General features: G+C 37.3%; 22 protein-coding genes. 13 read left to right on the top strand and 9 right to left on the bottom strand.

Annotated elements, in window-relative coordinates:
• Positions 1 to 10 precede the first annotated feature (10 nt).
• The gene (locus tag BMW64_RS14865) at positions 11 to 469 is read left to right on the top strand and encodes a hypothetical protein (protein WP_090000748.1); all 459 of its coding nucleotides are present in this window, start codon (positions 11 to 13) and stop codon (positions 467 to 469) included.
• Positions 470 to 540: 71 nt separating this feature from the next.
• Here BMW64_RS14865 and cphA read toward each other — a convergent pair whose 3' ends face one another.
• On the bottom strand, positions 541 to 3,168 hold the full coding sequence (gene cphA, locus BMW64_RS14860) for a cyanophycin synthetase (protein ID WP_090000747.1): 2,628 nt from the start codon (positions 3,166 to 3,168) through the stop codon (positions 541 to 543).
• A 197-nt stretch (positions 3,169 to 3,365) separates the two neighbouring features.
• Here cphA and BMW64_RS14855 point away from each other — a divergent pair, with 197 nt between their 5' ends.
• From BMW64_RS14855 to BMW64_RS14840, 4 genes are all read left to right on the top strand, one after another.
• Complete coding sequence (locus BMW64_RS14855; protein WP_090000746.1) at positions 3,366 to 4,256, top strand: cyanophycinase; 891 nt, start codon at positions 3,366 to 3,368, stop codon at positions 4,254 to 4,256.
• Positions 4,257 to 4,268: 12 nt separating this feature from the next.
• Entirely contained in the window at positions 4,269 to 4,985 is a 717-nt protein-coding gene (locus BMW64_RS14850) for a YoaK family protein (RefSeq protein ID WP_090000745.1), read from the top strand.
• A gap of 1 nt (position 4,986) precedes the next feature.
• Positions 4,987 to 5,829: an isoaspartyl peptidase/L-asparaginase gene (locus tag BMW64_RS14845; RefSeq protein WP_090000955.1), complete on the top strand. Its 843-nt coding sequence runs from the start codon at positions 4,987 to 4,989 to the stop codon at positions 5,827 to 5,829.
• A 98-nt stretch (positions 5,830 to 5,927) separates the two neighbouring features.
• On the top strand, positions 5,928 to 6,185 hold the full coding sequence (locus BMW64_RS14840) for a YtxH domain-containing protein (RefSeq protein ID WP_090000744.1): 258 nt from the start codon (positions 5,928 to 5,930) through the stop codon (positions 6,183 to 6,185).
• A gap of 50 nt (positions 6,186 to 6,235) precedes the next feature.
• Here the strand turns inward: BMW64_RS14840 and BMW64_RS14835 are convergent, their stop codons facing one another.
• The 6 genes from BMW64_RS14835 to BMW64_RS14810 all read right to left on the bottom strand — a co-directional run bounded on the left by BMW64_RS14835 (position 6,236) and on the right by BMW64_RS14810 (position 11,362).
• Entirely contained in the window at positions 6,236 to 7,033 is a 798-nt protein-coding gene (locus tag BMW64_RS14835; protein WP_090000743.1) for a class I SAM-dependent methyltransferase, read from the bottom strand.
• 227 nt (positions 7,034 to 7,260) lie between these two features.
• Positions 7,261 to 7,902 (bottom strand): GNAT family N-acetyltransferase, encoded by a 642-nt coding sequence (locus BMW64_RS14830; RefSeq protein ID WP_090000742.1) that lies wholly within the window; start codon positions 7,900 to 7,902, stop codon positions 7,261 to 7,263.
• Positions 7,903 to 7,913: 11 nt separating this feature from the next.
• A complete protein-coding gene (gene chrA, locus BMW64_RS14825) occupies positions 7,914 to 9,044 on the bottom strand; it encodes a chromate efflux transporter (protein WP_090000741.1) in 1,131 nt (376 codons plus the stop codon).
• A 26-nt stretch (positions 9,045 to 9,070) separates the two neighbouring features.
• Positions 9,071 to 10,423: a histidine--tRNA ligase gene (hisS, locus tag BMW64_RS14820; RefSeq protein ID WP_090000740.1), complete on the bottom strand. Its 1,353-nt coding sequence runs from the start codon at positions 10,421 to 10,423 to the stop codon at positions 9,071 to 9,073.
• A gap of 139 nt (positions 10,424 to 10,562) precedes the next feature.
• Positions 10,563 to 11,018 (bottom strand): HRDC domain-containing protein, encoded by a 456-nt coding sequence (locus tag BMW64_RS14815; protein WP_090000739.1) that lies wholly within the window; start codon positions 11,016 to 11,018, stop codon positions 10,563 to 10,565.
• Positions 11,019 to 11,029: 11 nt separating this feature from the next.
• The gene (locus tag BMW64_RS14810) at positions 11,030 to 11,362 is read right to left on the bottom strand and encodes a single-stranded DNA-binding protein (RefSeq protein WP_090000738.1); all 333 of its coding nucleotides are present in this window, start codon (positions 11,360 to 11,362) and stop codon (positions 11,030 to 11,032) included.
• Between the two features lie 201 nt (positions 11,363 to 11,563).
• On the opposite strand from BMW64_RS14810, the gene BMW64_RS14805 reads away from it, so the two are divergent.
• The 8 genes from BMW64_RS14805 (at position 11,564) to BMW64_RS14770 (ending at position 16,902) form a co-directional block, all read left to right on the top strand.
• Positions 11,564 to 12,166, top strand: a complete 603-nt coding sequence (locus BMW64_RS14805; protein WP_090000737.1) for an HPP family protein — start codon at positions 11,564 to 11,566, stop codon at positions 12,164 to 12,166.
• 4 nt (positions 12,167 to 12,170) lie between these two features.
• On the top strand, positions 12,171 to 12,515 hold the full coding sequence (locus BMW64_RS14800; protein ID WP_090000736.1) for a hypothetical protein: 345 nt from the start codon (positions 12,171 to 12,173) through the stop codon (positions 12,513 to 12,515).
• A 20-nt stretch (positions 12,516 to 12,535) separates the two neighbouring features.
• A complete protein-coding gene (locus BMW64_RS14795; RefSeq protein WP_090000735.1) occupies positions 12,536 to 13,441 on the top strand; it encodes a TIGR01777 family oxidoreductase in 906 nt (301 codons plus the stop codon).
• A gap of 20 nt (positions 13,442 to 13,461) precedes the next feature.
• Complete coding sequence (nudK, locus tag BMW64_RS14790; RefSeq protein ID WP_090000734.1) at positions 13,462 to 14,043, top strand: GDP-mannose pyrophosphatase NudK; 582 nt, start codon at positions 13,462 to 13,464, stop codon at positions 14,041 to 14,043.
• A gap of 24 nt (positions 14,044 to 14,067) precedes the next feature.
• A complete protein-coding gene (locus tag BMW64_RS14785; RefSeq protein WP_090000733.1) occupies positions 14,068 to 14,646 on the top strand; it encodes a hypothetical protein in 579 nt (192 codons plus the stop codon).
• A gap of 69 nt (positions 14,647 to 14,715) precedes the next feature.
• Complete coding sequence (gene darT / locus BMW64_RS14780) at positions 14,716 to 15,306, top strand: type II toxin-antitoxin system toxin DNA ADP-ribosyl transferase DarT (protein WP_177175303.1); 591 nt, start codon at positions 14,716 to 14,718, stop codon at positions 15,304 to 15,306.
• 2 nt (positions 15,307 to 15,308) lie between these two features.
• Entirely contained in the window at positions 15,309 to 16,349 is a 1,041-nt protein-coding gene (darG, locus tag BMW64_RS14775) for a type II toxin-antitoxin system antitoxin DNA ADP-ribosyl glycohydrolase DarG (protein WP_090000731.1), read from the top strand.
• Positions 16,350 to 16,455: 106 nt separating this feature from the next.
• Positions 16,456 to 16,902, top strand: a complete 447-nt coding sequence (locus BMW64_RS14770; protein ID WP_090000730.1) for a KTSC domain-containing protein — start codon at positions 16,456 to 16,458, stop codon at positions 16,900 to 16,902.
• A gap of 746 nt (positions 16,903 to 17,648) precedes the next feature.
• Here BMW64_RS14770 and BMW64_RS14765 read toward each other — a convergent pair.
• Positions 17,649 to 18,383, bottom strand: a complete 735-nt coding sequence (locus BMW64_RS14765) for a DNA-binding domain-containing protein (RefSeq protein ID WP_090000729.1) — start codon at positions 18,381 to 18,383, stop codon at positions 17,649 to 17,651.
• 203 nt (positions 18,384 to 18,586) lie between these two features.
• The coding region (locus BMW64_RS20730; protein WP_228400932.1) for a hypothetical protein at positions 18,587 to 19,378 on the bottom strand (792 nt) is incomplete at its 5' end.

The raw sequence follows: 19,378 nt of genomic DNA, 5'->3' as shown, positions 1-19,378 counted from the left end.
CTAATATACAATGAATGAAACTTCAGCTTTTGAAGAATTTGAAAAGAAAACAAATTTTACCCGAAGAAGAAATCTTCTGCCAGTCTGGATCAAAATTTTTGTCTGGTTCTTTCTAATCGGAGGTTCAGTCACAGCTTTGTTCCTTGGTATCGGACCTTTTGTAAGGGAATTTAAAATGTCAATTTACGGAATTCAGGCAACACATGTTTATACCCTTTACGGGCTAATAACAAGTTGCTTAATCATCTATAAAGGAATTGTGGCATATGGACTTTGGTTTGAGCAAAAGTGGGCTCCGCAAGCAGCTATTGTTGATGCTGTTATTGGTATTGCAGTCTGTATTATTATGATGATCATACCATTTATATTACCTGATAATAATTTTTTCACCTTACGATTAGAGTTGATTCCATTATATTTTTATCTGGTAAAAATGCGGGAGATCAAGCAACTGTGGGAAAATTTATAAAATTAATTTATAAAAGTAAGATAAAGTTTCGGCGGCATCTTCGATGCCGCCGAAACTTTTAAATATAATGATTAAATCTTATCGTCTTCGAGCAATTCTCTTGCCTGATAATCCTGTACCAGATCAATAGCATTTGAAATCACATCACTTAAAGCCGTTATAAATGTTCCTTCTTCGGCCATTCCCATTGCATGCTTCAGAGCTTCGATTTCCTTAGGAATGATTTCATAGCTCACATCTCTTCCTGAAGACTGCATTCCTTCAATGATAAGACCGTTGATCTCATCTTCCGTTCTTCCGCGAAGATGTTTTTCATTTCTGATGATGATATGGTCGAACATTCTTCCTGCAATCTTACCGCATTCCCTGATATCGCTGTCTCTACGATCTCCGACACCGGAAATAATACCGATCTTTTTCGTCGCTTCTACATTTTTAAGATAGTCTTCGATAGCTTCATATCCCGAAGGATTATGGGCGAAATCAATCAGAACTTTAAAGTTTTTAAACTTAAACACATTCAATCGACCCGGTGTAAGCTGAGCGCTTGGTATAAAAGTTCTTAAAGAATTAGAAATATCTTCAATGCCAAATCCGTAAAGATAACAGGCGAGACTCGCTGCCAGAACATTTTCAATCATAAACTTTGCCTTACCCTCCATGGTGATTGGGAAATCTTTGGCCTTGCCTATTCTTATCTTCCAGTCTCCTTTTTTGATGGTAACAAAACCTTCTTCATAAACGCAGGTAATTCTTCCCTCCTTCGCAAATTTCTGAATATGCGGATTGTTTTCATTCATACTGAAAATTGCGACCTGACTGTCAAGATCGTTAATGATCTTCATTGAATACTCATTATCGGCATTCAGAATACTCCATCCGCCTTTCTTTACGCTGTCAAGAACGACTCTTTTTACACGGGTAAGATCTCTCAGGTTGTGGATATCATTCATTCCGAGATGATCTTCTTCAATATTGGTCAAAACCCCTATATCACACTGTGAAAAGCCCAGTCCAGAACGTAAAATTCCACCCCTTGCCGTTTCCAGCACGGCAAATTCCACCGTTGGGTCTTTTAAAATAAACTCCGCTGAAAGAGGCCCTGTAGTATCACCTTTAGACAACATCGTATTCTGAATATAAATTCCGTCTGAAGTCGTAAAACCAACCCTGTAGCCGTTACTTTTTACAATATGAGAAATTAATCGGGTCGTTGTGGTTTTTCCATTAGTTCCGGTCACTGCAATAATCGGAATAGTAAAAGGTTTTCCCGGTGGATAAAGCATGTCAACAACCGGAGCGGCAACATTTCTTGGTAACCCCTCACTTGGAGCAAGGTGCATCCTGAAACCCGGTGCAGCATTCACTTCAATGATTGCTCCACCACTTTCCTTTAGCGGTTGTGTAAGATTTTCAGCCATAATATCAATTCCGCAGACATCAAGTCCGATGATTTTTGATATTCTTTCGGCCATTGTAATATTTTCTGGATGAATCATGTCTGTGACATCGATCGATGTACCACCCGTTGAGAGATTAGCGGTTGACTTCAGGTAAACAACCTCCCCTTTCTGAGGAACTGTTTCCAGTGTATAATTCAGTTTTTCAAGAAGCTCGGTGGTGTCTTTGTCGATCTCAATTTCGGTCAAAACATTTTCATGTCCATACCCTCTTCTCGGATCGTTATTTTCTTTTTCAATGAGTTGCTGAAGATTCATTTCACCGTCCCCGACAACGTGAGCCGGAACTCTTCTGGCTGCCGCAACCATTTTATTATTGATGACCAGAACCCTGAAATCATATCCCGTAATATATTTTTCAACAATGACACGTTTAGAATATTTCTGGGCGTGTTCCAATCCTATTTTGGCAGATTCCCAATCGTTAACGTTAATCGAGGAACCTTTCCCATGATTTCCATCCAAAGGCTTAATCACCACCGGATATCCTATTTTTCTTACGACACTGTCCAAACCTTCTTCATCGGTAATAAGATCTCCTATTGGCACCGGTATAGCCGCATCATGCAGCATTCTTTTGGTCAGTTCTTTATTACATGCAATATCTACCGCAATAGAGCTTGTTTTTCCGGTAATTGTGGCTTGGAATCTCTGCTGATTAACTCCATATCCAAGCTGCACCAGCGAATTCGTTCCCAAACGTATCCACGGAATTTTCCTTGAAACGGCTTCCTCAACGATACTTCCGGTCGAAGGCCCAAGACGTACTCTCTCACGAATTTCTTTAAGCTTATGGATACATGCGTTTATATCATAATCTTCTCCGTTAATCAAAGCTTCTGCGATCTTTACAGATTCTTCTGCTGCAAAAATTCCTGCATTTTCTTCAATATAATTAAATACAACATTGTAAACTCCCGGTGTTTTTGTCTCACGTGTTCTTCCGAAGCCCACATCCATACCAGCAAGGGTCTGAATTTCCAACGCAATATGCTCGATAACGTGCCCCATCCAGGTACCTGTTTCTACACGGTGAAAGAAGCCTCCTTCTACCCCTTCAGAACATCTGTGAGTAAACAAAGAAGGAATTAATTTTTCTATTCTTTCTCTGAATCCATCGATCTTATTCGTGGGAAAATTTTCCATTTCTTCCAGATCCAACCGCATCTGTATCAGCTTCTTCCTCCTGATACTCCAAATATTCGGGCCGCGCAATGCCTGTATTTTTTCAATTTTCATAATCTATTTGCATTTTTAATAGTTAACAATAACTGCATTTAGAATCAAAGATAATGCAAAACCCTAAACAAAACTATACCACGCTTGAATATTTACTAAAAATAATCTGGATTTTTTTATCATTCTAAAATCCTCAAAATCAATTTTATGTACCCTGAATTTTCTCAGCTGTTAATAATTTTTTAAATTTGCAGCCTATGACGAAACCTGTTGGAAAATTAATTGTAATCGGCGGTGCTGTAAACAAAGGAAGTTTTGCCGAAACTGATTTTGATCAGAATATCGAAAAAAACCTGAACTTTTTTGAGAGAGGAATTCTTAGAAAAATTATCAACGAATCTAAAAATAAGGAAAATTCTGTCATTGAAATTATTACGACAGCCTCACAGATTCCACAGATCGTAGGCGCAGAATATAAAAAAGCTTTTGAGTTTCTAGGCGCAAAAAATGTAAATATTCTTGATATTCACAACCGTGAAGAAGCCAACTCTGACGCTATCGTCGCAAGAGCCAACGCTGCCGATGTTGTCATGTTTACAGGAGGAGATCAGCTGAGACTGACATCCATTCTTGGAGGGACAAGATTCCACGATACAATTTTGCTGAAATATCAGGAGCAGGATTTTATTTATTCCGGAACTTCTGCCGGGGCTGCCGCTGCTTCTGAAAATATGATCTATCAGGGGAGCAGTTCTGAAGCTTTGCTGAAAGGCGAAATAAAAACCACACAGGGATTAGGACTTATTGATAATGTGATCATCGATACGCATTTCGTGCAGAGGGGAAGAATCGGAAGACTTTTCCAGGCTGTAGTGAACAATCCCAGAACGCTTGGGATCGGCCTGGGAGAAGATACGGGACTTTTTATTCATAATGATGTAATGACTGCTGTTGGCTCCGGGCTTGTCATTCTTGTAGACGGAAGATTTATTAAAGATACCAATCTCACCAACATCAATCTCGGAGAGCCTATTTCTATTGATAATCTCACCGTGCATGTAATGTCTATGAACGATCATTATGACCTCACTACTAAAACCCTGACCATCGAGAATTCTCAATTTAATCCGATTTCTCAGGAAAAATAAAAAATTTAAAGCATGTTCAGACATAAAGGCAGGACAAGAACTTATTACCACAATCTTCGTATTGCCTGCTTACTGTCTTTTGTCGCCGGTATCGTAAATGTAGCAGGATATTTATCTGTTCAGACCCTTACAACGAATGTTACAGGCCATTTTGCATTCTTTATTGATGAGGTATTCAATTTACAGTTCTGGAAAGGCACTGTATACTTCTTGTACATTCTTTTCTTCTTCTTTGGATCATTTGCTTCCAATTTTATGATCGAAATTGCTTCCCGAAGGAACAGTAAATACTTATACATCATTCCTACTCTAATTGAATGCTTACTTTTACTCTGCGCAGGCCTATGGGGAAATTATTTCATTGCATACAATTCGGTACTGCTTTCTTTTATCCTGCTTTTTGCCATGGGTTTGCAGAATTCTCTGGTGACGACCATTTCCAATGCAACCGTTAGAACCACACACCTTACAGGGCTATTTACGGATTTAGGAATTGAACTTTCACAGCTTTTTTTCTACAAAGAAGCAGAGCAGAGAAAAAAGCTTCTTTCTTCTGTAAAGCTTAGAATCTCAATCATCGGTTTTTTCTTTCTGGGAGGAATTACCGGAGGAACGCTTTACGGTTTCATTACTTTAAAGATACTTATCCTGGCAGCAGCTATTTTAGTGTCGGGGATCATATATGATTTTATAAAAATTGGCTATCTTGTCTACAAAAAACAACATTAAAATGAAGGTAATAATTCACGGTGGATTTTTCTCTGAAAGTGATCAGAGTCATGAAGTAAAAACGGCGAAGCAGGAATCTTTAAAGGAAATTGTAAAAAGAACCTTTGAATATTTACAGTATCATTCGGCGTTTGATACTGCAGCATTTGCCGTTTCCCTGCTTGAAGATGATGAGCTCTACAATGCAGGTACAGGATCTCAAATCCAGAGTGACGGAGTGATCAGGATGAGTGCTGCTATTATGGATGGAAAAACCGAAAAAATGAGCGGCGTGATTAACATTCAGGATGTAAAAAATCCAATTTTTGTAGCAAAAGCGCTCATGAAAGAAGACGACAGGGTCTTAGGCGGAAGCGGAGCGAAAAAATATGCCACAGAGCACGGCTTTGAAAACTTTTCAACGGAAATTCCGAAAAGAAGAGAAGAATATCAGGCAAAATTAAACAATGGCGGAAAAGGCACCGTCGGCTGCGTCGTGATTGATAAAAACGGGAAATTAGCCGTTGCCACCTCTACAGGTGGGAAAGGATTTGAGATTCCGGGAAGGATTTCCGATTCTGCAACCGTGGCCGGAAATTATGCCAATGCTTTCTGTGCTGTAAGCTGTACAGGAGTGGGTGAAGATATCGTAAGCAATGCAACAGCAGCAAAGATCGTCACAAGAGTTACTGACGGAATGTCTCTGCAAAATGCTTTTGAGAAAACGTTTGAAGAACTGAAAACAATCGACGGATTCGCAGGAGCTATTGCCATTGACAAAGATGGAAATAGCTATCATCAAGACTCCTATCCTACTATGGTTTTTGCAAGTTTTGACGGGGAAAATTTAGAAACTTTCAATTAAATTTAACATTATTTTATATTTCTGTCATTTTTTTTGGCACGTATTTTACATGTTTACTAATAACAAATTTTAGTATTAACATTTAAAAAATAGAAATCATGGGAAATAAGACAAAAGGTTTATTAGCGTTAGTTGGTCTTGGAGCTTTAGCATATTGGAAATATAAAAATTCAAGCCCTGAACAAAAACAAATGGTAAAAGATAAAATCAACAATGCAAAGGATAACCTAAACAAATGGGGAAATGATCTTAAAGATAAAGCTAATAATGTCGCTTCCCAGGTTCAGGACAAAGCAGATGAATTTAAAAACAAAGCACAGGATACTGTAAATAAAGCACAGGAAACTGTAGGATAAGACTAGTTATTTTAACATTCATATATTCAGAAAGTCATCGTAATTTGAAACTACGATGACTTTTTTTGTGCTTCTATCGCAAAAACAAGCGGGATCTTATTTCCAAATTGCGGAATTCTCCATTTTCCTTTTTCAAATTCTTCTACATGCCTGAAACAAGGATAGGGTGACCAGTCGTATTCTTTAAACTGATGAATATCGATTCCATTATTAATCAAACTTTGAAGAACCTCTGCCAGAGAATGGTTCCACATCACATATTCCTGAATAATATCTGCAGACTGATCTGCATAGGTACCTTCATAAGTTTCTACGATCGGTTTTTCATTAAAATAATTGTATTTCACCCCTTCAAAATCATCATCAAACATCCATACGACTGGATGAAATTCTGCCATAATGAATTTTCCATCAGGCTTAAGAAAATGTGAAATAACGTTTGCCCACCGCTCCAGATCCGGCAGCCAGCCAATTGTTCCGTAGCTAGTAAAGACAATATCAAACTGCTGATCAAGAACATTCGGGAGATTGTATAAATCTGTGCAAATAAACTGTGTGTTGTTACCACTTTTTCGGGCCAGCTCTTTTGCTGCATCAATGGCTTTATCCGACAAATCAATTCCTGTAACTTCAGCGCCAAGCCGGGAAAGAGAAATTGAATCCTGACCAAAATGGCATTGCAGGTGCAGAATTTTTTTATCTTTTATATCACCTAAAAGTTCCAACTCGATAGAATTCAGTGAGGTTCTCCCCTCTAAAAATTCATTCACAAAATAAAAATCCGATTGTAAATGAGGCTCAACTTTGGCATTCCAGGATTTTTTGTTGATTTCTAAATAGTTTTTCATGACTATATTTTGGGTCTAAAAATATAAAAATAAATGTAACTGCAATTACAATCCTATTTAAAAGGAATTTGATTAAAAAGGACTTTTTATTATTCTTTTGATGTAAGGTTACTTTTTTACAAGGTAAGGTTACACTCTTGAGATGTAAAGTTACTTTTTTACGTGGTGGTTTTACTTTGGCACGAGGTAAAAAGATATTCTTACGTTGTGAAGTAATATTTTGACATTTATTCTCTCTCAATGACAATAGACGTATAAAGACTGTAGAGTTTCCAGCCTAATAATTCATATAGTTTTTTACCTTGTTCTGTGGCAACCAAAAAATTATTAAAAAAGCCTTTTGACAGTGCTATTTTTTCAAGCTCTTTCATTAAAAAGCTCGCCAAGCCTTTTCTTCGATGATCTTTTTCCGTAAAAATTCTGTCATACACAGCAAGATCATCAACAAATACGATGCGTCCTGATGAAGCTACGACATTATTTTCCATAATATTGACCAAAAAAGTAGATTCATACTGTTTATATTCGAATCTGTATTTATCCGGTAAGTTTTTATCTGCAAATTCCATAGGAGAAGAGCAGTACATCATGTATCCTTGTGGCTGCAAGACCCATCTTTCCGGGATTTTGTCTTTAAATTCCTCGAAAGATGCACATACTTTCAGGAAAATCCAGGGTTCATTAATGGTTTGTGCCAGTTCAAAAAAATCATCATTACATGTTGGGAATACATAACGCTTGCTTTGCTTTTCTTCTCTTACATCCACCATCAATCCTGATTTATAATGCACGGGCAATGGCAGCTGTCTTGACAATGACCATGCTTTAAGCCACTTTTCAATAAGGTCTGATGAAACTTGTCCGTCCATAAAATAATGATTTACATAAAAGTCAGCAGATATCCCATTACAGAACCCAAAACAACAATCAGAGCACTATTGATTTTTCTATATACAAAGCTTAGAAAAAGACAGACAACAGCAATCAGAATCGTCCTCCAGTCAGTAACAGTATCCACTCCCATGCTAATGCATACGGATACAATAATAGCAACGGAAGCAACATTTACCGCATCCAGAAATAATGAAAAAATTGTTGATTTCCTCATTTTCTTTACTAAAGGATTAAGCAAAGCAACGAAAAGAAATGACGGCAAGAAAATCCCGAGAGTTGAAACGGCAGCTCCGGTCCATCCGTTAATCTGATATCCTATAAAAGTCACCGAAGAAAAAACCGGTCCGGGAGTGAATTGTCCTACGGCAATAGCGTCTATCAGTTGCTTTCTTGTCATCAATCCTGTAGAGACAAGCTCAGCATCCAGAAACGCAAACAATACATAACCGCTTCCGTAAAGAATAGCGCCAACTTTAAGGAAAATAAGAAATAATTTAATATTTAATGGAGATAATAAATCGTTTCCCGACGCATGTAAAGAAATAATGGGAATAAGATTTTTTAAATCTTTCGACTTTCCGGAGTTTATAAAATATAAAAAGACATAAATTATCCCGGCGCCAAAAAGAAGAAGGATTTCATTAACACCCAATAATGATCCTGTCAACACAAGCAATCCTAAAACAATCAACAGCCCTGTTTTCAAAGATTTTTTTGCCAGCGGAAAAATTGCAGATAAAATAACCGCGATGATAGCGGGCTTAATACCATACACAAAAGGCTGAACTTCAGGTAATGATCCGTATTTTTTATACAGCCAGGCAAAAATACCTGTAATAAAAACTGCAGGAAGAATAAAACAAACTCCTGCAGTAATTAATCCTTTCCAACCTCCTTTTTCTCTTCCTATATGGATCGCCATTTCTGTACTGTTGGGACCGGGAATTAAATTGGTTGCTCCTATCAGATCTAAAAAATGCTGTTGTGTAAGCCATTTTCTTTTGGTAACAACTTCATCCTGCATCATTGAAATATGTGCAGCCGGCCCGCCGAAACCTATGATTCCCAATTTGAGAAAAAGTTTAGCTATTTCTTTTAAGTCTTCTGTATTTTTCATGGCATTACAGAATTCTCAGGATGATATTATTTGTTTAAAAACTCTTCTAAAGTAACCGTTTTCTGCTCTCCTGCTTCAAGGTCCTTATATGTTACATTTCCGTTCTTAATTTCTTCCTCGCCAAGGAAAACAAGATTTTTAATTCCTTTTTTCTCAGCATATATAAACTGCTTTCCGATCTTTGCAGATTCAGGATAAAGTTCGGCAGAAATTTCTTTTTCTCTTAACTGTTTGATGATTTTTAAAGCTTCTAATGTTTCATCACCTCCGAAATTAGCAAACAGAAACTCCACTTTTGAGGTGGCTTCTTCAGGAAATAATCCCAACTCTTCCATAACCAGGTAAATTCTGTCTAAACCAAACGAGATCCCTATTCCCGGAATATTTTTAACTCCGAAAACTTCTGTAAGGTTATCATATCTTCCACCGCCACCGATAGAGCCCATCTGAACTTCATCAGCTTTCACTTCGAAGATCGCTCCGGTGTAATAATCCAATCCTCTTGCAAGCGTGATATCAAATACCAGATTCTGAATATCAACACCCAAATTCAAAGATTGCGTGATCACGAATTCCAATTCTTCTACCCCTTTTAATCCGGTTTCGTTTCCTGCAAACTTTTCTTTCAGCTGAAGAAGATTTTCCAATGCATCATCGGATTGGGTAAAAAGAAAATCCAGTTTATCAATAGATTCCTGAGCAATTCCTCTTTCAAGAAGTTCTTTAACTACGCCATCTTTTCCTATTTTATCCAGCTTATCCAGCGCTACCGTGAAATCAATAAGCTTATCTGCGATCCCGGCATAGTCTGCAAGGCCAGAGAGTATTTTTCTGTTATTGATATGAATTGTTACAGAAACACCCAATTCGGCAAATGACTTCAAATATAACTGAACCAGATCAACTTCCTGCAAAAGGCTTTCGCTGCCCACCACATCCGCATCACATTGATAGAATTCTCTGAATCTTCCCTTTTGAGGACGATCTGCCCTCCATACCGGCTGAATCTGATACCTTTTAAAAGGAAAAGTCAGCTGATTGTGGTTCATCGCTACAAATCTTGCAAAAGGTACAGTAAGATCGTAACGAAGGGCTTTATCAGAAATCTGCGAAGTTAATTTCTGATGATTTTTGTTCTCCCAGTCTTCCTGATTTACTTTTGAAGTATAATCTCCTGAATTTAAAATCTTAAAAATCAGGCGGTCTCCTTCTTCTCCATATTTCCCCGTTAATGTCGAAAGATTTTCAAAGCTCGGTGTTTCCAATGGCTGGAACCCGAATAATTCGAAGTTTTTCTGTAAAGTCGTAATAATAAATCTTCTTCTTGCAACTTCCAATGCTGTAAAATCTCTCGTCCCTTTTGCTAAACCTGGTTTCATTCTATAATTGATAAATGATGATTAATGTATAAGTGCTGCAAAAATAAGGAATTGAACTGACTTTATCCTACAAATAAGAGCTGAAGAAACAATCTTCTCCAGCTCAGGATTATTCATCACTTGTGTTTCTATTAAATAATCAGATGTTCTCTAAAATTTCAAGAATCTCTTCTCCGTAATTTTCTATCTTATGCTTCCCAAATCCTTTGATATCCAAGAGCTCTTCTTTGCGTACAGGTTTATATTTTGCCACGGACGCCAGTTCTTTATTCGTTGCTATAAAATACGTCGGAAGGTTCTGCGCTCTTGCTTTTTCGGACCGCCATTCTTTGAGAGCAAAAAGGATTTTCTCTTCATCAGAACTCAGTACATCATTTTCAGCGGTATATTTTGTCTGCTTTGATTCTCTTACTGTGTTGACGGTTATTTTCAATTCATCAAAATATAATACCACCGACCAGTAATTGTCGTCATTTACAAAAGCCGTTTCAACTTTTACAATCTGATGGGATTCGAGAAAATCATCAAGCATATGCTGATCATCATGTAAAAACTCTGGCTGCAGTCTGATTTTAAAAACTTTTACTTTCATCATTTGTGTTTTTATTATTTGCCTCCCAAAAGCAGAATTTCATCTACTCTGATCTCAGTAATATACCTTTTTACACCGTCTTTATCATCGTATGATCTGTATGTAAGCTTACCTTCAATCGCAATTTCTTTTCCTTTCGGAACATATTTCTGAAAGATCTCGGCAGTTTTCCCAAAAGCGATCAGATTATGCCATTGTGTTTCTTCTACCTTCTCACCTTTTGCATTGGTGTAATAATCGCTAGTAGCAATAGATACTACTGCTTTTACGCTTCCGTTTTCGAAGTTTACCATTTCAACTTCTTTTCCTGTGTAACCGATTAATGTTACTTTGTTTCTTAGTGACATAATTCTATTTTTTAAAGATTAATACTAAATCTGAGACGTTCACCTGTTTCTCAAATCTCTGTTGCAAAGATTGCCGAAAACTGAAATTCAAGCCGGTACGAAACTATTTAAATTCGTTTGTAGTCGTTTGAAAACGAATATCACAAACAATCTGAAAATTTATCCGTTTGAAAACGGATAATTCCGTACCTTTGAGTAGATATGAAGAAAACCATCAAAAGAACGCTGAGAGTCTCAAAATATGTAATTTATAAAGAAACACTGGTAGACTACAAAGAACATTTCTGGTCATTTCTGGGAGCGTTTTTCGGAATTGGAATCATTGCTTTTATCCAGTCGCATTCTTTATCGGCAACAGAAAATATTTTTCTTATCGGATCTTTCGGAGCCTCCAGTGTATTAATCTATGGAGCGATACAAAGTCCCCTGGCACAACCCCGGAATCTCATTGGCGGGCATGTGATCTCAGCCTTGGTAGGCGTTACGATATATAAAATCGTTCCTGATATTATCTGGCTTTCGGCGCCTCTTGCAGTTGCTTTCTCCATTGTCATAATGCAGTATACAAAGACGCTTCATCCTCCGGGTGGCGCCACCGCATTGATTGCAGTAAGCTCAACGGGTAAAATTCCGGAGCTGGGATTTTGGTATGTATTATCGCCGATTCTTTCCGGATGTCTTATTCTTTTAACAGTAGCACTTTTTTTCAATAATATTACCTCTAACAGAAGCTATCCTACTCACAGCAGATTTATAAGGTTGCTAAAGAAAAAACATGCTCATCCACACAAACTGAAAAAATAAAATTATGGATTGCCTTGAATGCGGCGAAAAGATCATCGGGAGATCAGACAAAAAGTTCTGCAACGATGCCTGCCGAAATGCTTACAATAACAAACAGAACAAAGATTCTAATAATCTGATGCGTAATGTCAATAATAAGTTGCGCAAAAATTACAGGATTCTCTCTGAAGTGAATACAGATGGTAAAGCGAAAGTCCCCCGCTCGAAACTCGATGGCTTAGGTTTTGATTTTGATTATTTTACCAATCTAAAGGTTTATAAAAACGGTTCTGAGTATAAATTTATATATGACTACGGCTATAAACTTTTGGATGATGATTTTGTTTTAATCGTTAAAAATCAGTCGTAAATATCAAACGCAATAATGAAATGAAAGACATTATACTGATCACCGGAGCAAGCGGACTTATCGCCCAAGAGCTTTCAAAAAGGCTTGAGAAAAACTATACCGTTCGCTTATTAACCCGAAATAAAAAGCATGACAATGAGTTTGAATGGAATATCAAAGCGCAGACTATGGATGAAAATGCACTTGAAGGAGTCTCACATATCATTCATCTGGCGGGTGCCAACATTTCTGAAAAACGGTGGACAGATGAACGAAAAAAAGAGCTGATCTCCAGCAGAATTGATTCTGCCGGACTAATTTTAAAGAAACTACAGGAGCAAAATATTAAACTAAAATCTTTTATAACCGCTTCCGGGATCAATTACTACGGAACAAAAACCACAGATAAAATTTTTAATGAGAATGACGGTCAGGGAGATGACTTTCTAAGTGAAGTCGTTGTCTTATGGGAAGCAGCCGCCGACCAGTTCAAAAAGCAAAACCTTGCGGAAAGAGTGGCGAAAATCCGTACAGCGGTTATTCTTTCAGAAAAGGATGGCGCCTTAAAGAAGATGCTTCCAACCATCAAAATAGGAATAGGTTCTCCTCTGGGAACCGGAAAACAATATATGCCATGGATTCATATTGAGGATGTTGTTGCGATCTACGAATATGCCATTCAAAATTCAGAGATCGACGGAGCTTTCAATGCTGTGTCACCTCAGCATACTACCAATGAAAATTTAACCAAAACAATTGCAGAAGTTATAAAGAAACCGCTCTTTATGCCGAATGTTCCCGGATTCCTTTTAAAACTTATCTTTGGTGAACTGGCAGATGCTTTATTGGAAGGTTCAAGAGCTTCTGCAGGGAAAATTCAGAAAGCGGGGTTTCACTTTGAGTTTCCCGATTTAAAAGCTGCTTTAGAAGATTTATTAAAGAAATAATTACCAAGATCATACAATCTATGCCTAATACAAACGTTCAGATAGAAAAAACAGAAATATTATCAGACAACTGGTATACCTTGAAGAAAGTAACTTTTACTATTCAGAAAAAAAACGGCAGCGTTGAGCAACAGAGCCGTGAAGCATACGACCGTGGAAACGGCGCCGTTATTCTGTTGTATAATAAAACATCGGGTACAGTGATTTTAACGAGACAGTTCCGTTTGCCTACATTTATCAACGGAAATCCTTCAGGAATGATGATCGAAGCATGTGCAGGACTGCTGGATAATGACAATCCCGAAGAGTGCATCAAAAGGGAAACTGAAGAAGAAACAGGATACCAGATATCTCATGTCGAGAAGATCTTTGAAGCCTATATGTCACCGGGATCCGTAACGGAGATTCTTCATTTCTTCATTGCCGAATATTCAAAAGAAATGAAGATCGCAGACGGTGGTGGACTTGAAGATGAGGGCGAAGATATTGAAGTCCTTGAACTTTCTGTTAATGATGCCCTGGCAATGATCGAATCCGGAGAAATTAAAGATGCCAAGACCATTATGCTGCTCCAATATGTAAGACTTAAAAATATTCTTTAAATTCATAAAAGTTAATTAAATATCATGAAATTATTATACACTGCCGGCCTTTCATTAGTTTTATCCATGCCGGTTTTTGCACAAAAGACAGAAAAGCCGGGTCCGAAAGACAAAGCTGTGATTGAACATTTTAAAAACGACTACAAAAAGAAAAGCTATAAGAAATTTGCTGGAAATATGGTGGTAAAAGACAATCAGGTGCTGTTTGACAGTAAAGTTGTTTTTTATGATAAATCTGATAAGATCACCAAGGCTATTCTTCAGGAAGGATTGATCTATCCACAACTTTTAACCGATTTTCAGATTGATAAGTTTGAAAATGAAGACAGCGACAGAACCCAGAAAAGATTTGCCAAACTGCAGAAAAACTGGAAAGATGCTTTCGATGTAAACAATATCAGGTTTTACAATGCTTCGGAACTTGCATTTTTAAGTACTGATGACAAAGTAAAAAGATTCAGAATTTTGTGTAAGGATCCGAAGTTTCCTAATACGATGATCTATTATGTAGAACTTACTGATAAAAATGCGGTGAAAGGTACCTCATTAGAGGATTTTATCAAAAATTCGAAAGTAACGCATATTTACCAGAGGACGGAATAAAATTAAATATTAAATTGTAAATTGCCATTAACTTAGATGACAGCTTTAAATAAAATATATTTGTTTCGAATGACACATATTGAGAATATACCACATATTTTACAATATGGAATTACTCATAGAAATTCACAATATAGTAATAAAAACTATATTCCAATTGGTGATAATTCAATAATATCAACCAGGAATCATTATCCGCTTAATTCTGGGAAAACTATAGGAGATTATATACCTTTCTATTTTGCTATAAGAACTCCTATGCTTTATGTAATACAAAAAGGATTTAATGGCGTAGCATCAACAAAACCAACGAATATAATATATTGTGTAACTTCAGTTCAGAAAATTTTAGATTCCAATCTAAATTTTATATTTACTGATGGACATGCAAATAATAATTTAACATCGGAATATTCTAAAAGTCAAGTTTACAATATTGAAAATATATTGGATCATGAAGCTATAAATTGTAAAGATTGGAAAGATGAAAATGATTTGGATAAAAAAAGGAGAAAGGAAGCTGAGTTTTTGTTAGAGGCAGATTTACCCTTAAATAATATTTTAGGTTATATTTGTTACGATAAAGAAGCCAAAGACAGGTTAATTTCTTATGGGATCGATGTAAATAAAATTGTTGTTAGACGTCAATACTATTTTTAATTATGATACAATATAAAATTGGAAACTTATTAGATAGTAATGCTAAAGCATTAGTAAATACCGTTAATACCGATGGTGTAATGGGTAAAGGTATTGCTTTACAATTTAAAAATCAATTTCCAAATAATTATAAAGAATATGTAAAAGCATGTAAAAATAATGAAATTGGAATAGGCAAGCTATTCGTATTTGAAGAAAATACGCTCTTGAAAGGTAAGAAGATCATAATTAATTTTCCCACAAAAACAAGTTGGAGAAAGCCATCAGAATATTCATATATTGAAAAGGGCTTAATTGATTTGATAAAAATCATTAATGATAAAGAAATAAAATCCATTGCGATTCCTCCTTTAGGAGCAGGAAATGGAGGCTTGGATTGGAATAAAGTCAAAAAAATATTAGAAGAATATTTAGAAAACATTGATTGTGAAGTTCAAATATACGAGCCTAATAGTAAAATTATAGAAGTACTAAGAAAAGAAAGAACTTCTCTAACACCAGCGCGCGCTATGTTACTGTATGTACTTTTTGATCTAGTGAAGAATGGTGAATTTTTATCAGAATTTTCTGCTGAAAAAGTTGCATATTTTCTACAAAAATTTGGGGCAAGAGATATTTTAAAATTAGACTATAAAAAAAATTTCTATGGCCCATATTCAGGTAAAATCAAACATGTTCTTTATCACCTCAATGGAAGTTATATAACAGGCTACAGTTCAAAAGATAAAAAGCCTTTTGAAGAATTGGGATTAATATTAGATGCTGAAAAAGATATTATTAAATATTTAAACAGAGACGAAAATTTAGCATATAAAGATATTGCTGACAAAACCAAATCGTTTTTATCTGGTTTTTATTCAAATTTTGCATTAGAATTATTATCTACAGTTGATTATATAAAAGAAAAAGAGAAAGTAAATAATGTAGAAGCTATAATTCATAAAATGGAACAATGGAACAATAGAAAAATTACTTTGTTTGCTAAAAAGCCACATTTCATTGAAATTGCTTTAAATAACATAAACAATTCACTGTATACATAATATATATATATATATATATATTTGATTCCAAAATAATTAAATAGATTCATTCCATACTATCAATTTAAAACCCTAATTTTGCATCCCGAAATAAGGATCCAACCATATGAAAAAATTAGGCGAATACAGAAAGCTTCTGGAAGTAGATAAAAACGTAACCTTAAAAGAGCTGAAAACCATTTACAGAAATGTAATGAAAGACACGCATCCTGATAAATTTATCAATGATGAAGCCGGTAAGGTGGAAGCAGAAGAGAAAAGCAAATCGGTGATTGAAGCCTATCATTTCCTGGTGAGCATCAACCCTGAAACGCAGGAAAAATATAAAGAAGAATATACGGAAACGGTTACGACCTCCAATATTCAGGATTTCTATCTTGAAAAATCGATACTGACCATTCAACATCTTAACGGAAACATTTATGAATACCTTGGTGTTCCGAGAAATACCTATATCAAAATGGTGAATGCCGATTCTCCGAGCCGTTTTGCAAGAAGACATATTTATGGCAGCTTTGTTTACCGAAAGGCAGGTGAAGTAATGGCGGATTAATCTGTTTTAAAATATTGATTATTTAAAATAAGGTGGCTTCGAGATCTCGAAGCCACCTTTTATTTTTTGTAACGCGGCCTTCGACTCCGCTCAGGCGCCGCCAGCCGACTACTTTTCGTCGTTCCAGAAGAATATCCATACAGCTATCTCTAAAGACGCTTAATCCACTCCCAAACACAACAACCTCAATGGTGGCTTCGGCTCCGCTCAGCCACCAGTCCTTCAAGTGTACGCGGGCCTTCGACTCCGCTCAGGCGCCGCCATTCGACTATTTTTTGTCGCTTCGTAGAAGTCCATATACCTAACCGAAGGGAACTCTCATACTCTAAAACTCTCCAACCCTCACACACTCACCACACATTTTTGTCATTGACTACGTCGAATCTGTGATTTCCGTAGGAATCTCGGCATAGCGTTTAAAGTTAGCATGGAAAGATTCGGGCTTAGATCCCTACGGGATGACAAACTAGAATGATAAAAACCATTACATTCTATAACTCTCAACCCCTCCCACTCAAAGTTGGCTGAGCGGAGCCGAAGCCAAAACTCCGGCCGGGAAATTCCCTAAGCCGGAGTACCATTATACTAAAAAAAATTACCCTGTTAAAGGTTTTAGGTTTTCGAGAAGTGTTCTCATCGGTCGATGAGAACACCTTATCTCGCTCGAGATAACCCTCTTATCACGCCCGATGAGAGCATCTCTCATCGGGCGACATGATCGTCTCTCGAAAACAAGTGCTGTAAGCTTATGCCACCGTCAGTATTTTATCGAGAGTAGCCGTTCTTGGATCTTTTAATGAAGCCCCGCTGCTGTATTGCGTTACCACTTCCAGATTATACGTCCCTGCCGCCAATGCCGGAATCACCACCATAACCTCCGAAGGATTATTCGTGACAATATCACTCTGCTCTACTTTGATTCTTCCTTGAGTCGCTACATCTACAAAGTAGATCCCTACCGAAGCATCATCACCGGTAACTTTGATCTTGCTGCCCACGATCTTCAGGTTTCTGCCCGGAGTAAGCAGATCATTCACCGAACCGCTCTTCACATCCGTTACCTGTAAGATAACGGCAGAAGATTCTGCCACCCCCAGAATATTAACTTCAATATTCGGGATTTCTGCCCGTAACTTTTCTCCCTGATTGAACTGGAAGATGATGCTGTGCTTGTCTTTGTTAAACGTCTCCGACGGGCTGTCGAACACCCCGCGGATGGTGGTGCTTGCGGTGAAGTACCCAGTGTTTACAGAAAAGCCATCACAAAGCTGATAGGCCATTTCTTTCAGGAAGAGCTCGGTGGCGTGCTCCATGGAAGAGGCGGAGATGTCTGCTCCGCCACGGGATACAGCTGCGTGGCAGATCTGCTGAACATTAAGGCTGCGCTCGCTTGCCGTACGGGCAATGAAATCATTGGGATTGTCTTTGGTTAAAACGTTATCGTAGAGATACGCTTTTATGCGATGAAGAATTGTTGACATAAGTAATTTATTTTAAAAATGATTGTTGATTTTAAAACCTTCAAGGTTTCGGAAACCCGGAAGGTTTAGGATTATTAATTACAAATTATAACTAAGATCAGCAGTCTGGCTAAAGCGTTCTGCTTGTAAGTAAACCCTATCCTATTCTTGCTTTAAAACCGGCACGAGCGGAACGTTCGCACCAGCGTGAGATACTAATGTAATTAGTTGATATAACTCGCATTAAAGCTCATCGACATTACTCCACAGTTCATGTTTTGTCCACTAGTAGTCCCGTTATTATAAGTTCTCTTCATTCTTACATCAACAGTATGACTACCTGCAGTCAAAAATATTACTGAATTCAAATTATATTGCGTTTGACTTCCTGTGCCTGGCTCCTGAGTAGTTTGAAATACATTTGTTGCTACTCCATCTACAAAAAGCCTTGACGTATAATATGCCTGACCTCCTCCTGTTGGAGAGCTCGCGTAATCTATTCCTAACATGAAATTGATAAATAAACCCTTTCCTCCTGCCGGAATTGTAATTGTTTGGCCGGTTGATGGAATTTGAGTCCATCCTGAATCATTAACATTGTAAGGACTAACATAGTTACCGCTTCCACCTAAAAAAGATTCTGAAGTTGTCACACTTGATGCTGTAGGATTAGGAACGGTAATTACGTTTCCACTTGAGTCTACTCCAAGTGCTTGACCTGTACCTACTGCTGTGGAAGAATTAAGATTAGTGAATTTAAGTCCTGAAGTATTTGCTGTACCTGAATTCACCTCTAACTTAGCAGACGGACTAGTTGTGCCTATCCCTACTCTATTATTCACTCCATCTACAGATAACGTTGAGCCTGCCACAGAAAAGCCATTAGTAGCCGAAGAACTGAATGCCAAAGTATTGTTTCCCTGTGTCACAGTTGTATTCCCGGATAATGAACCGTCTCCTTTGTAAATCCCTCCTACTCCCGAAGCTAAATCTGCGTTGGCTACAGTCCCATCTGC

Origin of the sequence: Chryseobacterium taichungense (assembly GCF_900109935.1) — a bacterium.
Taxonomy (GTDB): Bacteria; Bacteroidota; Bacteroidia; order Flavobacteriales; family Weeksellaceae; genus Chryseobacterium; species Chryseobacterium taichungense.
Note: the sequence above shows the minus strand (reverse complement) of the source record. Positions and strands in the feature narration are given on the sequence as shown.